The organism is Fulvimarina manganoxydans (genome assembly GCF_900176465.1).
In the GTDB taxonomy this organism is placed as follows: Bacteria; Pseudomonadota; Alphaproteobacteria; order Rhizobiales; family Rhizobiaceae; genus Fulvimarina; species Fulvimarina manganoxydans.
In genome coordinates, this window is sequence record NZ_FWXR01000002.1 from 265887 (window position 1) to 281539 (window position 15653).

At 64.2% G+C, this 15653-nt stretch carries 12 protein-coding genes; 4 read left to right on the plus strand and 8 right to left on the minus strand.

Annotated elements, in window-relative coordinates; genetic code table 11:
- Positions 1–55: 55 nt before the first annotated feature.
- From galE to B9A15_RS03950, 5 genes are all read right to left on the minus strand, one after another.
- On the minus strand, positions 56–1030 hold the full coding sequence (galE, locus tag B9A15_RS03930) for a UDP-glucose 4-epimerase GalE (RefSeq protein ID WP_084408719.1): 975 nt from the start codon (positions 1028–1030) through the stop codon (positions 56–58).
- A 119-nt stretch (positions 1031–1149) separates the two neighbouring features.
- Positions 1150–1941: a DUF6030 family protein gene (locus tag B9A15_RS03935; RefSeq protein WP_139798187.1), complete on the minus strand. Its 792-nt coding sequence runs from the start codon at positions 1939–1941 to the stop codon at positions 1150–1152.
- A gap of 213 nt (positions 1942–2154) precedes the next feature.
- Positions 2155–2976 (minus strand): SGNH/GDSL hydrolase family protein, encoded by an 822-nt coding sequence (locus tag B9A15_RS03940; RefSeq protein WP_084408721.1) that lies wholly within the window; start codon positions 2974–2976, stop codon positions 2155–2157.
- Positions 2973–4169, minus strand: a complete 1197-nt coding sequence (locus B9A15_RS03945; protein WP_084408722.1) for a phosphoglycerate kinase — start codon at positions 4167–4169, stop codon at positions 2973–2975. The genes B9A15_RS03940 and B9A15_RS03945 overlap by 4 nt, the downstream gene beginning before the upstream one ends.
- A 176-nt stretch (positions 4170–4345) precedes the next feature.
- A complete protein-coding gene (locus B9A15_RS03950; protein WP_084408723.1) occupies positions 4346–6154 on the minus strand; it encodes a potassium/proton antiporter in 1809 nt (602 codons plus the stop codon).
- 302 nt (positions 6155–6456) lie between these two features.
- On the opposite strand from B9A15_RS03950, the gene B9A15_RS03955 reads away from it, so the two are divergent.
- Together B9A15_RS03955 and B9A15_RS03960 are read left to right on the plus strand one after the other, a co-directional pair.
- Positions 6457–7017 carry a hypothetical protein gene (locus B9A15_RS03955; RefSeq protein ID WP_139798188.1) on the plus strand — a complete coding sequence of 187 codons (561 nt, stop codon included), beginning with the start codon at positions 6457–6459 and terminating at the stop codon, positions 7015–7017.
- A gap of 202 nt (positions 7018–7219) precedes the next feature.
- Entirely contained in the window at positions 7220–8299 is a 1080-nt protein-coding gene (locus B9A15_RS03960) for a 3-carboxy-cis,cis-muconate cycloisomerase (protein WP_084408725.1), read from the plus strand.
- 27 nt (positions 8300–8326) lie between these two features.
- Here the strand turns inward: B9A15_RS03960 and B9A15_RS03965 are convergent, their stop codons facing one another.
- Positions 8327–9850 (minus strand): prolipoprotein diacylglyceryl transferase, encoded by a 1524-nt coding sequence (locus B9A15_RS03965; RefSeq protein ID WP_084408726.1) that lies wholly within the window; start codon positions 9848–9850, stop codon positions 8327–8329.
- 158 nt (positions 9851–10008) lie between these two features.
- Here B9A15_RS03965 and ilvN point away from each other — a divergent pair, with 158 nt between their 5' ends.
- Positions 10009–10581: an acetolactate synthase small subunit gene (gene ilvN / locus B9A15_RS03970; protein WP_084408727.1), complete on the plus strand. Its 573-nt coding sequence runs from the start codon at positions 10009–10011 to the stop codon at positions 10579–10581.
- A gap of 269 nt (positions 10582–10850) precedes the next feature.
- Here the strand turns inward: ilvN and B9A15_RS03975 are convergent, their stop codons facing one another.
- Both B9A15_RS03975 and B9A15_RS03980 read right to left on the minus strand, forming a co-directional pair.
- Positions 10851–11378 (minus strand): hypothetical protein, encoded by a 528-nt coding sequence (locus tag B9A15_RS03975; RefSeq protein WP_084408728.1) that lies wholly within the window; start codon positions 11376–11378, stop codon positions 10851–10853.
- A 123-nt stretch (positions 11379–11501) separates the two neighbouring features.
- Positions 11502–11855: an ATPase inhibitor subunit zeta gene (locus tag B9A15_RS03980; protein WP_170923160.1), complete on the minus strand. Its 354-nt coding sequence runs from the start codon at positions 11853–11855 to the stop codon at positions 11502–11504.
- Between the two features lie 341 nt (positions 11856–12196).
- On the opposite strand from B9A15_RS03980, the gene putA reads away from it, so the two are divergent.
- A complete protein-coding gene (putA, locus tag B9A15_RS03985; protein WP_084408730.1) occupies positions 12197–15637 on the plus strand; it encodes a bifunctional proline dehydrogenase/L-glutamate gamma-semialdehyde dehydrogenase PutA in 3441 nt (1146 codons plus the stop codon).
- The last annotated feature ends 16 nt before the right edge of the window (positions 15638–15653 follow it).

A 15653-nucleotide genomic window follows, 5' to 3' on the forward strand; every position in this document is an offset into this window, starting at 1 on the left:
AGGGCCGGCAGGCTCGCAGTTGCGCCGGTTCGGGAGGTGAGCAGACGAGCGATTGTCACCGGTTCTGGCTTGCGTGCCATCGATAAGCGGTCTCGACCATGGCGGACAGGTCGTGACGCGGCGTCCATCCAAGGGCGTCTCGGGCGAGCTGATTGTTGGCGACGAGCATGGAGGGATCGCCGGCTCGACGAGGACCCTCGACGACGCTGAGGCCTCGGCCGCTGATGCGCCCGACCGTCTCGACGAGCTCGCGAACGCTGGTGCCGGTGCCGGTGCCGAGATTGACCGCAAGACCTTTCCGGCCAGCGATCAGATGCTCTACGGCAAGGCCATGGGCGGCCGCCAGATCGAGGACATGGACATAGTCCCGGATCGCCGTTCCGTCCGGCGTGTCGTAGTCCGTGCCGAAGATCGTGAAACCCTCGCGCCGACCGAGCGCTGTGGCAATGGCGAGCGGGATCGCATGGGTCTCCGGATCATGGCGCTCTCCGATGCGGCATTCCGGATCGGCGCCCGCCGCATTGAAATATCTCAGAACGACGGCTTGGAGCCCCTTCAGGCGTCCGAGATCGTCGATGATCTCCTCGATCATCAGCTTGGAGCGGCCATAGGGATTGATGGGCTCGCGAACATGGTTCTCGGAAAGGATCGAGGCCTGTGGCCGGCCATAGACCGCGCAGGTCGAGGAGAAGACGAGCTTGTCGATGCCTGCGCGCTCGGCTGCCGCGAGAAGCGACACAGTGCCTCCCACATTGATGTCAAAAGTGCCGAGCGGATCGGCGACCGAGCGACCGATCTCGCTCTGCGCCGCAAAATGCACGATCGCGATGGGTCGATGTCGCCGAAACACCGCGTCGAGCCGCGCACCGTCGCGAATGTCGCCGATCTCCAAAGGACCCCAGCGGACGAAATCATCATGACCGGTCGACAGATTGTCGTAGGTAACGGGCAGAAAGCCCCGGCTTGCGAGATCGAGGCAGGTATGGGCGCCGATATAGCCAGCGCCGCCGACGACGAGAATGGGATACATGGCCGCCTTGGAGCTGACGAAACAGGGCCCGGTATCATGGTCCGCTTAGGATCGATAGGGGCAAGGCACCCCAACGCTGCGAGCATGTCTCAGCCGGAGCGGGCGCCCGGCCGCATGCGTTACTGCTGGACAGCGCTCATCATGAAGGGGTTCTGCTCGCGGTCGAGAACCAGATGGAAGCGATCCGGGTCGGCGATGTCGACATAAAGGCTGACCTCGAACGGCCCGAGATCAGCGTCGAAGCTCTCGAGGGCCGAAACCCGCGTTTGGAGCTCGTCCTCGCTGCCGAGACCGAGACCCTTAACAGCCGTTGCGAAGCGCTCGGAAAGGGCCTTCGCCCCTTCCTCCCGATCGGCCGTCTCAGAGACGTCGAGCGTCAGGCGAACGAGATCGACACGCCGGGCGGCTGGGCCGCGCGCCACCTGGGCGATCGAATATCCGTCCTCGCTTTCGCGGGAGAGACATTCGCTCTCGCCTGGGAAGAGGGGGCTCGGCTTCCACTCGGAGGCGCGATCGCCTCCCAAGGCCTTGCAAAGCGCGGCGGCGGGAAGCGCGAGGCTCGGATCGGCGCCCGTCTCCTTCGGGCCGGCGGCGGGGGAGAAGCTCGCCGGCACCATCCAGCGCTCGGCGAAATTGGCTGTTGCCTTCGGCCTGTCGCCTTTGACGGCCAGATCGTTGGCGGAATGCGTGAGCTGCGCAAAGTCGGCTTTCGATAAGGGCTCGATGCCGGCATCCGCGAAATTGGTCTCGAAGAGGGAATAGGCTCCGATGGCGACTCCACACACCAGAGCGAGCCGAAGAAATTCGACACCCGGTAAGTTTCGAGTAACCTTTTCAGCCCACTCTCCAAACCCGGAGAAGATGTCAGACGATACGCTGTCGGTTCGGCCTTCCCAATCCGTCTGTGTCATGTCGCCTCTCCATTGCGACCATCCTCACCGTCGTTTCTTGCGGCGAGTGAATGGACGCTCGTTCCCTGTCAGGGAGTAAATGTCTCTCCCCGAGCAGAGTCGAATCGTTAAGATGAGCGGCTCCGATTCAGCGGAGCGACTGTTGCAGGGTGGCCACTGGGGCCCGGTCGGTCATGCCACGGCCATGTTGCGGACGCAACATCGGCAAGTCCTTCAAGCCGCAGTCATTTCGCTTTGCCGACGATCTGGCAGGACATAGTCCATCAGATGGTTAGCATAATAGGCGTAGCCTTCGATCGAAGCGTGGAACCCGTCGCGGGAAAAGCCCGCAGGCTCGACCCGGGGCAGGGTCAGAGAGACCACCGCCCCACGTTCGATGCACAGGCGGGCGCCCATTCTCCGAATGATCCGAGCTCGAAGCTCCAGCACATGGGCAAGGCCACGGGGGAGGGCCGGCACGCGCTTCAGATCGACCGGGGGTGACCAGACAATGCGCGCCTCGGGCCATTTCGCGCGAAGCGCATAAAGCAGCGTGCCGAAGCTCTTCTTGAATCTCACCGCACCGTGAAAATTCTTGGCGTCGTTGGTGCCGATCATCAGGACGATATGGGTGAAGGCCTCACGAGCGAGATTGGGCACAACATGATCACGCACATCGGCGGAGACCGCGGAATTCGACCCGGCCAGACGCCAGAACACGGAACGGCCGGTCATCGCATGAATGCGCTCGGCGAGTTTCGATCCGAGCGCGTCGCTCGTATGGTCGACGCCTACGCCAGCGGCCGAGGAGTCGCCGATGACGAGAAGGCGGACCGCCGCCTCGCGAATTTGGTCCGCGCCGACCAGGCCGCAAGACGGTCCAGCTGGCGGGCGCATCCGTTCGATCCGCCGCCGAGCAGCAAGGCCCTGCCAGACATAGACCGGAAAGAGCAGCCAGGACAGAATAGCGGTCTTGAACGAGGCCCGAAGTCCGCCGGGGTCGCTATCGCCGAAGATCGGCGTCAAAGCGTCGAAACGGGTCTCGGTCGCACTCATGCCTTCAGAACCTCCACACCGGGAAGGGCCTTGCCTTCCATCCATTCGAGGAATGCGCCGCCCGCGGTGGAAACATAAGTGAAATCATCGGCGACGTCAGCCTGATTGAGGGCAGCCACGGTGTCGCCCCCACCTGCGACGGAGGTCAGCTTGCCGGCCTTGGTCAATTCGGCGGCGTGACGGGCTGCTGTCATCGTCGCCTTGTCGAAGGGCTCGATCTCGAAGGCGCCGAGTGGCCCGTTCCAGACAAGGGTCTTGGCCTTGTCGAGCCACGCATTCACCGCCTCGACCGAGTCCGGCCCGGTGTCGAGGATCATCGCATCAGACGGAACGGCCTCGACGGCGACCGTCTCGCTCGCGGCGCCGGCCTTGAATTCGCGCGCGATCACCGCGTCGACCGGCAGGACGATCGCGCAGCCGCTCGCCTTGGCGGCCGCCTCGATCGCCTTGGCTGTCTCGGCCAAGTCATGCTCGCAGAGCGACTTGCCCACATCGATCCCGCGCGCGGCAAGAAAGGTGTTGGCCATGCCGCCGCCGATCACCAGGGCGTCGACGCGGGAGACGAGGTTCTTCAGGAGGTCGATCTTGGTGGAGACCTTGGCGCCGCCGACAACGGCGACGACCGGGCGCTTGGGATCGCCCAGACCTTTTTCGAGCGCTTCCAGTTCGGCCTGCATAGTCCGGCCGGCATAGGAGGGCAGGAGGCGTGCCAGGCCCTCGGTCGAGGCATGGGCCCGATGGGCGGCGGAGAAGGCATCATTGACGAAGACATCGCCCAGCGAGGCGAGACTTTCGACGAAGCCTTCCTCATTGGCTTCTTCGCCGGCATGGAAGCGCGTGTTTTCCAGAAGCACCACGTCGCCGTCGCGAAGCGCTTCGACGATGCCGGCGGCGACCGGGCCGATCGTATGATCGGAAAAGCCGACGGGCTTGTTCAGAAGCTCGGACAGGACCGGCGCAACGGGCGCAAGGCTCATTTCGGGATTGGGTTGTCCCTTCGGGCGCCCGAAATGGGCAAGCAGGATGACCCGCGCATGCCGATCCGACAATTCCCGGATGGTCGGAATAATCCGCTCCAGCCGCGTCTTGTCGGAGACCTTCCCATCCTTCATCGGGACGTTGAGATCGACCCTCAGGAGAACGCGCTTTCCCGTCACATCGGCATCGTCGAGTGTCTTGAACTTCGTGCTCATCGCTCTCTTGGTCTCCTGCCTCGTCTGCCGCCCGCGCTGTTCGCGGATCGATCATTGGCGCCCTGTTTAGGGCCCGTTCCCCTGCAACGGCAAGCCGCAAGCTTCAAGCCTTGGAAGCGAACGCCCATCGCTGACGTCTCCTTTGAAACGGACGATCGGCGTAAGGCATGGGCTCATCATGATTTCGATGGCTTTCGCGCGCGCAATTTCCGCAATGCCGATGCAAGGTCGCGGCGGTTGAAGAAGAAGGGAATCTGACCCGATGAGGACGGATCGGGCGAGAGCGAGAGGCCGGCGCTCGTAATCGTTCCATTCGGATCGGTCTCGCGGACAATGAGCTCGACGGGACCGATGATCGCCCGGTCACCATATTCGGCCTGGCCACCCAGACGGCGCGTCATCAATTCGGCAATGGTCAGCGCCCGGTCGTCCTCGCTCAAGGGAACATCATAGGCATCGGCAAGGGAGCCGGCGTCGCGCGTTGGATCGACGGCGAAGTCGCCGAAGAACTCCCGATCGTCCTCCTCGACCGGCGCGGGACTGGCGAAGAGCCGGTCGAGAAGGGGCGGAAAGCGCGGTGAGATGAACAGGAACACATAGTCGCCCGGCCGCAGCCGTCCGGCATATTGGTAGCGCATCGAGCGCCCTTCACGAATGACGAGCGAGGGCCGGGCCCAGCGCGGAACCCTGACGCCCTTGGCGACGGGGCTGTTCTCGACCACCCGGTAGGACAGAAGCTCGTGGTCGGGCGAGCCGGGCAATTCCAGTTCGAACTTCTCGATCGGCCCGATCTTGGGCGGCACCGTAAGGCGCAGGCGTTTGGCAACGCTCGCCAGCGTCCAGCCCTGAACGAGAAGCGATGCGAGAACGATGATGAAGGCGGTGTTGAACAGGGTGCGCGAGGCATCGAGCCCTTCGATCAGCGGCAGAATCGCCAGAAGGATCGAGACCGCACCGCGTAAGCCGACCCAGGAGACGAAGGCCGTTTCGCGCCGCTGAAAATTGAAGGGCAGGAGGCACAGCCACACCGCAACGGGTCGGGCGACGAAGATCAGGAAGCCAGCCAACAAAATGGCCTGCCAGACGATCGCGTCGAATTCGCGTGGTGTCGCCAAAAGCCCGAGGATCAGGAACATCGCCATCTGGGCAAGCCAAGTCATGCCGTCCTGAAACCGCTTGAGCGTCGCGGCCGATTTCAGCCTCGCATTGCCGGCATAAAGCCCCGCCACATAGACGGCGAGAAAGCCCGAACCGCCGATCGCCCCGGTCAGGGCGAAAATCAGAAAGGCGAGCGCCAGGGTCACGATCGGCAGAAGGCCACGATCGAGCGCCAGGCGGGCGACGAGCCATGCGATCAGCCAGCCGCCGGCCAGTCCGAAGCCAAGGCCGAGACCCATCTGTTGAAGGAAGCCGAGAACGACGTCGCCGCCGAGATCGGAAAGGCTGACGCCCGAGGAGACGAGTTCGACCAGCGTGATCGTCAAAAAGATCGCCATTGGGTCGTTGGTCCCAGATTCGATCTCGAGGAGGGACCGGACCCGGTCTCTGATCGTGATGCCGCCGGTCTTCAGAAGGAAGAACACCGCCGCCGCATCCGTCGAGCCGACGATGGAGCCAAGAAGGAACCCTTCGAGGAAGCTGACCCCGAGAAGCAGGCTTGCCGCCCAGCCGAAGAGGGCCGCTGTTCCGACGACGCCGACCGTCGCGAGCGTCAGCGCCGGGGCGGCAGCCTGTTTGAAGGTCGAGAGCTTCGTCTGAAAGCCGGAGTCGAAAAGGATGATGGCGAGCGCCACGGTGCCGACGAAATAGGCGAGTGGCGCATTGTCGAATTCGAGCCCTAAGCCGTCCGTGCCGGCGAGCAACCCGACAGACAAGAAGATGAGAAGGAGGGGGGCGCCGAACCGAAAGGCCAAAAGGCTCGAAAAGGCGGCGAAAAGGATCAGGACCGTGCCGACAAGGATGATGAGATAGATGTCGACGATCATGCTCTGGTCCGACCGCTCCCTGCGCTTCGATTAAGGTCTTGCAACACTGGTCGCCGGCCCTCTCGCCGAAGATCGGCGTTCGAGACGGGCATATATCCGGCTACACCCTTCGCGTCAGTGGGGTGGCAGTGCAGCAAGGCCTTTGCGTGTCCTCGCAACTCTTCGCACGCAAAAATAGATTGATCGCCGCTGTGTGGGATTTTAACGCATTTTCAATAATTTCGAGCTTGTGGCGCCAATCTCCTCGAAGACGCCTTGAATCTCGTTTAATCGACTTCCCGCGACGAGCGGCGGAGAGTGTCTTGGATAAACGACTTCATTTCAAACGGTTGGGCGGTGTGCGTGTCATCGGTCTCTCGGCGCTCGTGATTGCTGCTTTGGTCATGTCCGGCTGCGGCGGCGGCGCCGATATGGCCGAGATCCGGCGCGAGAGTGCCTATGGTTATCCGTCCTTGCAGGCGAGTCTCCCCGTACAAAGCCAAGCCCTCTCCGAGCCGGGGCTGAGAGCTGCTGCGACACCCGCGCTGCGCTCCATCGCCGACCCCGCGGCGGACAGGTCTTCGCGCGTCCAAACGCCAACGCAGGCGGCCCTTCCGCCAGCGGACGCCATCCCGGCCGTGACCGGCGAGGATGCCACCGCCCTTGCGAAGCCCGTTCGGCGAAGCCCGGTTTATGACATGGAGCGCGACCCAACGATTCAAGCGGCGCTTCGGGTGGGGCTGAAGAGCGGCGATGTCTTCGCGCTTCCCGAGGATGCGGAGGGCAATGCCATTCTGCCGCCGATCCCCCGTTCGGTGATCGTCGATCTGTCCGAGGCGACACGTCTTCTCGGCAGTGGCGAGACGGCAACGTCTCTCGAATGATGCTTTGCGCTAGCGGCGATGCGAAAGGTCAGCTAGGCGCGACGTCGAAAGGCTATTCCCTTTCGTCAAGGACGCGCCCTGATCTGGCTCTCAGCCTCGATCCGCATTGGGTCGGGTCCTGCCGCATGGCTGTTTGAGCGTTCTGGGCGAACCGCATCCAATGGCCATGCTCTGTCGGAGCCATGACCTTTGAGGCCGCGCCATGTCCTTCACGCCGTTTCAGGCACCGCTGCTTGCGCCGCTCTTAGGCGATGCGCGCGCGGCCTCGCTGTTCTCGGTTCGCGCCGATCTCGATGCCATGCTGGCCTTCGAAGTCGCGCTGGCCAGGGCCGAGAGCAGCTGCGGGGTGATCGATCCGGAAGCGGCGTCGGCGATCGAGCGGGCGGCCGATGTCTTTCAACCCGATGTCGCGGCGATCGGGGCAGGCGTCGAGCGCGACGGGGTCGCGATTCCCGAATTCGTCCGCCAACTCAAGCTCCATGTGGGCGCGCCCCATGGGCGCCATGTCCATTACGGCTCGACCAGCCAGGATGTGGTCGATACGAGCCTCATTTTGCGTCTTCGCGCGTTGATCGGCCTTTACCGCGAGGATCTGGAGCGGCTCATTGCGGGGCTGGAGGATTTGCGCCTCCGTTTTGGAGCGACCATGATGCCAGGGCGCACGCGGATGCAGCTTGCCGTGCGCATCAGCGCCGCCGATCGGATCACCGCATGGCTGTCCCCTTTGGAGAGGGCACTCGAACGTCTCGCCGATTTTGAACCAAGGTTGCTGGTCCTTCAATTTGGCGGGCCGGCCGGCAATCTTCATGTCCTTGGCGAGCGGGGGCCGAAGGTCGCCGAGGCCCTCGCGCGCGAATTGGGGCTCGGGCGTCCGGAAGGCCAATGGCAGGCCCAGCGCGACCGGATCGCGGAATTCGCCGCCTGGATCTCGCTGACGGCCGGCAGTCTCGGCAAATTCGGTCAGGACATCGCCTTGATGGCCCAGAACGAGATCGCGGAGATCGGCCTGACAGGGGGCGGCGGCTCCTCAGCCATGCCGCACAAGCCGAATCCCGTGAAGGCCGAGGTGCTCGTCTCGCTCGCCCGGTTCGAGGCCACTCTGCTCGCCGGCATGCACCAATCGCTGATTCATGAACAAGAGCGCTCGGGCGCGGCCTGGACGCTCGAATGGCTGCTCCTGCCCCAAATGTGTGTCGGGCTCGGCGCCGCCCTGCGCCTTGCCGGCAATCTCACCGGCTCGATCGAGCGGATCGGCCCGTCGCCGGAGCGTTCGACGTCCTGACGCGGCTCCACCGGCTTTGGCCCGTGATCAGCTGGCGCGCTTGAATTGGACGCTTCGTCCGTCCGAGCGGATTTCCAGCGCGAAGGGCTGAGACCGCTCGTCCGTTCCCTCATAGACGAAATAGCTCGAGTAATTGTCGCGGCTGGAGAGAAGCACCCGCTCGATCGCCGCACCCGGCAGAAGCGCTTCGGCGATGCGTCGGATGGGGCCGGGCACGGCGCCTGGATCGACGCGGCGATCGACACGGGTCACCCGTCCGTCGGCCTGGACGGTGACGGAGACCGGCGTTCCGTCCCAGGTCGTTCCTCGAAGCGCGTAAACGCGATCGGCATCGTCTCCGCGAATGGACACGGCCTCGAAGTCGGCGCCGGGAAGGGCGAGTTCCGCACTGGCGATGACGGCCAGAGGGACGGCGACCATGTCGGCCTGCGCATCCGTCTGAGCCTGGCGGTCCGGCGTGACCGGCTGGTCTGGCCGATCGTCGGAACTTTGCGTGCTGCTTCTCTGATCTTCGCGATTGCCGCCCGGCTCACCCGTCATCGGGGCTTCGCCCACCATGTTCGGAGAGACGACCGGTGGCTCGTCCGTGGTGCCGGTGGCTCTGTCGACCGTGGCGACCTCAGGCGCGTCGTTCGGCATCTCGGGCGAAGCGGTGTCGCCCTTGGCATTCGAGGGTGACTGGCCGGAAACGCCTGCGAGATTGGCGGCCGTCTCGGCGGGGTCGGTCTCATCCTTCGTCTGAGCGCTTGGGCGTGTCCCAGCCTGTCCGTCGCTGCGAGCATCCTCTTGCGACAAACTCTCTGGGACGCTTTCCAGCCGGGTTTCACCTTGGAGATCGCCGGCTGCTTCGGCGGCACTCTTCTCGATCACCTCTGCGGCATTGTTCGCCGCCGCCTTTGGTGCCGATTTCGGCGAGCTTTGGCTGCTCTCTTCACCGTCCTTCAAAGGCTCAGGCACGCTGTCGAGGTCGCTGCCCGACTTGATTTCAGACGCGGCCTCTGAAGCGCTGTCTTCGATCGCGCCCTCGGCGGAGGTCGATCCATGATCCTGTGTCGCCGCGCTCGCTTCGGCGCCGGTTGGACCGGCCGGTTTGCTCGCGCCGCCTTCGCTCTCGAGGGCATCGGGGACCGTATCGAGATCGACTTCGTCCTTGATCGCTTGGGCGGCAGTCTTGGCCGTCTCCTCGATTGCAGCCTCGACCGCTGGCTCGGCGCCGGCATCGTCCTGGGAGGTCCTCGTCTCGGAGCTGGCGTCGGCGCCGGTCTTTGGTGCGTCAACGATTTCCTCGGCGGTCCGGGCGACGCTCTCGCTCATACGCTGGCCCATGGTCGGCGTGCCGCCGAGCTCGGAGGCCTCGTTGGGCACGGCGACGAGCGCTCCGTCGCGGCAGGTGAGGCGATGCTGCCCCGGAACGCCTTCGACCGTGATCATCAACTCGATTCCGGCGGCGTTCGGCACATTCGCGCATTGCTGGGCCGTCGCGGCGGTCACCGGCGAGAGCAACGCCAAAGCGCCGCCGGCCACGATGGCATGGGTTTTCGTCCTCATCATCGTTCCCCTTGCTCAGGTTTCAGCCGTCATGCGGCGAGGTTAAGGGACTTAGATGCCGTATCGGTGACGCTCGTCCAGAGAATGCGCGAAGGCGGCTTTTCTTTTGAGGCGTCCCGGCTATGGTGCGCAGCCTTGCATTTCGAGCTTAGAGCCCTGTCATGAATACCTCGGTCCAGCCGCCCGCATCGGCCTATTTCATTACTCCGGAGAAGGAGGAGACCCAGGCGCGCACGCTTTCGGTTCTCGTCGACAACGAGCCTGGCGTGCTGGCGCGGGTCATCGGTCTTTTTTCGGGTCGTGGCTACAATATCGAAAGCCTGACCGTCTCCGAAACCGAGCATGAGAAGCATCTGTCGCGGATCACCATCGTCACGCGCGGTTTTCCCCATGTCATCGAACAGCTGAAGAGCCAGCTTGATCGCATTGTGCCGGTCCATCGGGTCGTCGATCTCACTCAGACCGCCCATGACCATCCCGAGGGCGGGCCGATCGAGCGCGAGCTCGCGATCGTCAAGGTGGCGGGGCAGGGCGACAAGCGCGTCGAAGCCTTGCGGCTTGCCGATATCTTCCGCGCGAAGGTCGTCGATTCCTCGATCGAGCACTTCGTCTTCGAGATAACCGGCAAACCGACGAAGATCGATCGCTTCGTCTCGATCATGGCTCCGCTGGGCCTCGTCGAGGTATGTCGGACGGGGGTGGCAGCCCTGTCTCGCGGCAAAGAGGCGATGTGACGACAGGCGCGCCAGACGGCGGGTGCGCGCCTGCCATATCAAAGTGAAAGAAAAACCGCTGGCCCCCGCGCATCGGGGGCCAGCGGTTTCAATCGTTCGGGATTTGCACCTCTTAAGCCGGTCAGTGCTCCAGATCTTCAGAAGGCGAACGCCTTCTGCCTCCCGTCAAACGGGGTCCGACTGGTTCAGGCGGGCTCCGTATCAAAGCCCGCACGGCGCTTGAACGGCTTTCGAAATCCGTATCACGAAGCGATCCAACGGATTTCGTATCAGCTGTCGCTTCGAGTCCAACGACGTAGCTCGCCGGCGCGGTTTGAGCGCGCGCGGGGCGACAGCAGACGGTCATAGTCGAAGCCTAGGATCGGACGGTCGTCCGGATCGCTCAGGAGCTGAAAACCCATGCCGGCCTTGTCGAGCGCGCGGAGACGATCGGCGACCGGTTGGCTGCCAAGCGCTCGGCGCACTTCCGCCATGGTCAGCTCGACGGATTCGGGAAATTCGACGCCCCGCTTCTCATCGAGAAGGAAGTCGTCGCGAAACGGCGTGACCACGTAGGCCATGCGGCCACGAGTCCGGATATGGGCGACATTGCCGCCCCTTCGCTCGCGATCGATCCGGGCATGCAGATCCACATAGGCCGAGATCGCCTTGTCCTTCATGAGCGTATCGAGCTTGCGCTGGATATCGGCGAGTGAGGCTGCTGCCGAAGCCGCAGGAGCGGCCTCGGCCTTTTCGGGCCTAAAATCGCGGCGCTCCCGGTCGGCCACAATGCGTTCGAGCGTATCTTTGAGCGGCATGGAACCCTCCGCACGACTGTCATTTGTTCAGGCTTGAAGAAACGCCGAATTCATGAAGATCAGGTTGCGCCGGAGCGGCCGTCAAAGGTTTCTCTGTGGATAACGAGCCCTCTAGGTCCCAGCTTAAGCATCGAGACGCGATGCGTCGTAGTTTTGGGCAAGAGAGATCGCCGAAGACTGCGTCAGCGCGGAAATGGCGATACTGTATTGGGTGCGGACCATCTCGATATGGGTGCCGAGAGGCGCCAGATCGGCGACGACCCGGTTGAAGCCGCCGCGCCCATCTTTCGAGCGGATGCTGGTATCGACGATGGTCTGGGCGTAGCGCTCGCCCTCGTTCTCATCGAGACCGAGGCGAGAGGCGGCCCAACGCCCGACATGCCGGTCGGCCTTGGTCCGCGTGGCGAAGTCGCAGCGCTGCTCCATCACGAAGCGCATCTCGGCGAGTTCGCCCCGGCTTTTCACGATCTTTTGCATCTCATTTCCCCCTTCTGGTCTTGACATGAGGAAAGTGTGCGCTTCGCCCGTGTCCGAGCCGTCAAGGAGATCGGTCAAATTGCAAGCATCGGCCATGAAATCCTCCGACAGGAAGTATCGGCCTTGCGTATCGTCAATTCCGTGTGAACGCGCCTCATATCAAATGTGCAGACGAACGCTGCTTCCAATCGCTCGCCGCGACGGAAGAGGGGCGAATTCAGCCGCCACCCTTGCGTCAACCCTTTCGCAATGAGAGGTAAAGCGGGGAGACAACGAATGCTTGCGGCGCGCTTTATGAGTGCGCTTGCGGCTTCATCGCATCGATTGACAGGATGACGTGCATGATCGATCTCGACCCGCGCTGGGACGCGAATAAGCGATTGGACGAGGCCAAGGCGTTGAACGCCTTAACGGCGATGGCGGATCTCGATGCGGGCGCCAGAGCCCAGATCGTTGAACGCGGCGCGGGGCTCGTCGAGCGTATTCGCAGCGCAGCGCGGCCGGGTATGATGGACGTGTTCCTTGCCGAATACGGCCTGTCGACCGACGAGGGCGTCGCGCTGATGTGTCTTGCCGAGGCGCTTCTTCGCGTCCCCGACGCGGAAACGATCGATGCGCTGATCGAGGACAAGATCGCGCCCTCGGATTGGAGTACCCATGTGGGGGCCTCCTCCTCGCCCCTCGTCAACGCGTCGACCTGGGGCCTTCTTCTCACGGGCAAGGTGCTCGATGCCGATCGGCCGGGCGTTGCCGGCACGCTGCGATCCATGGTGCGCCGCCTCGGCGAACCGGTGATCCGCACGGCCGTCGGCCGGGCAATGCGCGAGATGGGTCGGCAATTCGTCCTCGGCCAGGACATCGACGCTGCGATGGAGCGGGCCCGGATCAAAGAGGAAAAGGGCTTCACCTATTCCTACGACATGCTGGGCGAAGCCGCGATGACGGCGCGTGACGCCGAGCGCTACGCCAAGTCCTATTCCAACGCGATCGACGCCATCTCCAAGGCCTGCCGCGCGAATGATATCGGCGCCAATCCGGGCATTTCGGTGAAGCTGTCCGCGCTCCATCCGCGTTACGAGGTGGCCAAGACCGATCGGGTCATGGCCGAGCTCGTTCCGGTTCTGCGCGATCTGACCCGGCAGGCCGCGCGCGGCAATATGGGCCTCAATATCGATGCCGAGGAGGCCGATCGGCTCGCTTTGTCGCTCAAGGTGATCGAAGCTGTTCTTCAGGATCCTGAGCTGGCCGGCTGGGACGGCTTCGGTGTCGTGGTCCAGGCCTATGGCCGCCGGGCGCCCGACGTTATCGACGGCGTCTATGAAATGGCCAAGCGCTACGACCGCCGGATCATGGTACGCCTCGTCAAGGGCGCCTATTGGGACACCGAGATCAAACATGCCCAAGTGGAAGGGCTGACGGATTTCCCCGTCTTCACGCGCAAGGCCGCGACCGATGTCAGCTACCTCGGCAATGCCCGAAAGCTGCTCGGCATGACCGACCGGCTCTATCCGCAATTTGCCACCCACAACGCCCATACGGTGGCCGCCATTCTGGAAATGGCCAAGGGGCTCGATCGCTCAGCCTTCGAGTTCCAGCGCCTTCACGGCATGGGCGAGAGCCTGCACGACATCGTCCATCAAGACCAGAACACGCGCTGCCGCATCTATGCGCCGGTCGGCGCCCATCGCGACCTTCTCGCCTATCTGGTGCGCCGCCTTCTGGAAAACGGTGCCAACTCCTCCTTCGTCAATCGCATCGTCGACAAGTCCGTTCCGGCGCGGGCCGTCGCGGCCTGTCCTTTCGAGATGCTGGAAGGCGAGCCGGGCCGCTTCGAGCCGGTGGTGCGCACCGGTCCTGAGCTTTTCGGCCAGGGTCGTCGCAATTCGATGGGCTTCGACCTTCACGATGTGACCGAGCTCGAACGCATTGCGAAAGTCCGCTCCCGCCCCGAGCCCTTCCGCGTCGAGCCGATCATCGCCGGCGAGGTGAAGAGCGGTGAAGTGGAAAAAGCCATCAATCCGGCGACGGGCGAGGCGATCGGCGAGGTCGTGACCGCCAGCGAGGCCGATGTCGAGACGGCGCTATCGGCGGCGAAAGCCTGGGATGCCCGCGTCGACGAGCGTGCCGATATCCTACGCAAGGCCTCCGACCTCTTCGAGCGCGATTTCGGCGAGATCTTCGCCCTGCTCGGTACCGAGGCCGGCAAGGGCCTGCCCGACGCCGTCGCCGAGTTGCGCGAGGCGGTCGACTTCCTGCGCTATTACGCCAATGAAGCGGAAAAACTGTCGGAGCCGGCGCGGGGGCTCTTCACCTGCATCAGCCCCTGGAACTTCCCGCTGGCGATCTTCACCGGCCAGGTGGCGGCGGCGCTTGCCACCGGCAATGGCGTTCTCGCCAAGCCGGCGGAAGCCACGCCTGCAATCGCCGCATGGGCGGTCCGGCGCCTGCACGAGGCGGGTGTCCCGAAGACGGCGCTGCAGCTTCTCCCCGGCGCCGGCTCCGTCGTCGGGGCGGCGCTCACCTCCGATCCGCGCATTAAGGGCGTCGCCTTCACCGGCTCGACCGCGACGGCCCGGCGCATTCAGCGCGCCATCGCCGACAATCTCGAGCCCGGCACGCCCCTGATCGCCGAGACCGGCGGGCTCAACGCCATGATCGTCGATTCGACCGCGCTGCCCGAACAGGCCGTGCGCGACATCGTCGCCTCGTCCTTCCAGTCGGCCGGCCAGCGCTGCTCGGCCCTGCGCTGCCTCTATGTCCAGGAAGACATCGCCAAGACGATGCGCGAGATGATCGTCGGGGCGATGAACGAACTGACCCTCGGCGATCCGTGGGATCTGTCGACCGATGTCGGCCCTGTCATCACGCGGGCCGCTCAGGCCGATATTTCGGGCCATGTGGATGCGGCCAAGAAGAAGGGCAAGCTGATCCACAGGGTCGAGGCGCCGACGACCGGCAGCTATGTGGCGCCCGCGCTGATCGAGGTGTCCGGCATCAAGGATCTCGAACGCGAGGTCTTTGGCCCGGTCCTTCATATGGCGACTTTCAAGGCCAAGGATCTGGACAAGGTCATCGATCAGGTGAACGCCACCGGCTATGGCCTGACCTTCGGCCTCCACACCCGCATCGACGACCGCGTCCAGTCCATGGCCGACAAGGTCAAGGCCGGAAACATCTATGCCAACCGCAATCAGATCGGCGCGATCGTCGGCTCCCAGCCCTTTGGCGGCGAGGGCCTGTCGGGCACGGGGCCGAAGGCGGGCGGGCCGAACTATCTCACCCGCTTCACCAGGCGCGCCGTCTCGTCCCATGGCGAGGAAAAGGCCAAACCGATCGACCCGGCCCGCATCGCCAGCGCGCTCTCGGCCGCAAGTCCGCGCCCCGCGGCCCGTTCGCGGCTGATGCCGGGACCGACCGGCGAGCTCAACCGCCTGTTCTTCCATCCGCGCCCGCCGGTGCTCTGCCTGGGCCCAGGCGTTGCGGCGGTGCGCGAGCAGGTGGCCGAGGTCGAGACGCTCGGCGGGCGCGCCATTGCGGTGGAAGACAAGCTGACCCCGGAAGCGCTGGCGAGTCTGCCGCTCTTCGGGGCGGCGATCTGGTGGGGCGACGAGGCGACGGCCCGTGCCTATGCCAAGGCGCTCGCCGATCGCGACGGGCCGATCGTGCCGCTGGTCACCGGCCGGCCAGACACGGGCCATGTGATGTATGAGCGCCATCTCTGCGTCGACACGACGGCCGCCGGCGGCAATGCCAGCCTTCTGGCGGGCGGCGCGTCGAGCTGATCGGTCAAAAGCCCGA

What these genes read in the sequence shown, in the direction of transcription:
- galE (WP_084408719.1), bottom strand. Translation starts at nt 1,030, where the DNA reads ATGTATCCCATTCTCGTCGTCGGCGGCGCTGGCTATATCGGCGCCCAT.
- B9A15_RS03935 (WP_139798187.1), bottom strand. Translation starts at nt 1,941, where the DNA reads ATGACACAGACGGATTGGGAAGGCCGAACCGACAGCGTATCGTCTGAC.
- B9A15_RS03940 (WP_084408721.1), bottom strand. Translation starts at nt 2,976, where the DNA reads ATGAGTGCGACCGAGACCCGTTTCGACGCTTTGACGCCGATCTTCGGC.
- B9A15_RS03945 (WP_084408722.1), bottom strand. Translation starts at nt 4,169, where the DNA reads ATGAGCACGAAGTTCAAGACACTCGACGATGCCGATGTGACGGGAAAG.
- B9A15_RS03950 (WP_084408723.1), bottom strand. Translation starts at nt 6,154, where the DNA reads ATGATCGTCGACATCTATCTCATCATCCTTGTCGGCACGGTCCTGATC.
- B9A15_RS03960 (WP_084408725.1), top strand. Translation starts at nt 7,220, where the DNA reads ATGTCCTTCACGCCGTTTCAGGCACCGCTGCTTGCGCCGCTCTTAGGC.
- B9A15_RS03965 (WP_084408726.1), bottom strand. Translation starts at nt 9,850, where the DNA reads ATGATGAGGACGAAAACCCATGCCATCGTGGCCGGCGGCGCTTTGGCG.
- ilvN (WP_084408727.1), top strand. Translation starts at nt 10,009, where the DNA reads ATGAATACCTCGGTCCAGCCGCCCGCATCGGCCTATTTCATTACTCCG.
- B9A15_RS03975 (WP_084408728.1), bottom strand. Translation starts at nt 11,378, where the DNA reads ATGCCGCTCAAAGATACGCTCGAACGCATTGTGGCCGACCGGGAGCGC.
- B9A15_RS03980 (WP_170923160.1), bottom strand. Translation starts at nt 11,855, where the DNA reads ATGCAAAAGATCGTGAAAAGCCGGGGCGAACTCGCCGAGATGCGCTTC.
- putA (WP_084408730.1), top strand. Translation starts at nt 12,197, where the DNA reads ATGATCGATCTCGACCCGCGCTGGGACGCGAATAAGCGATTGGACGAG.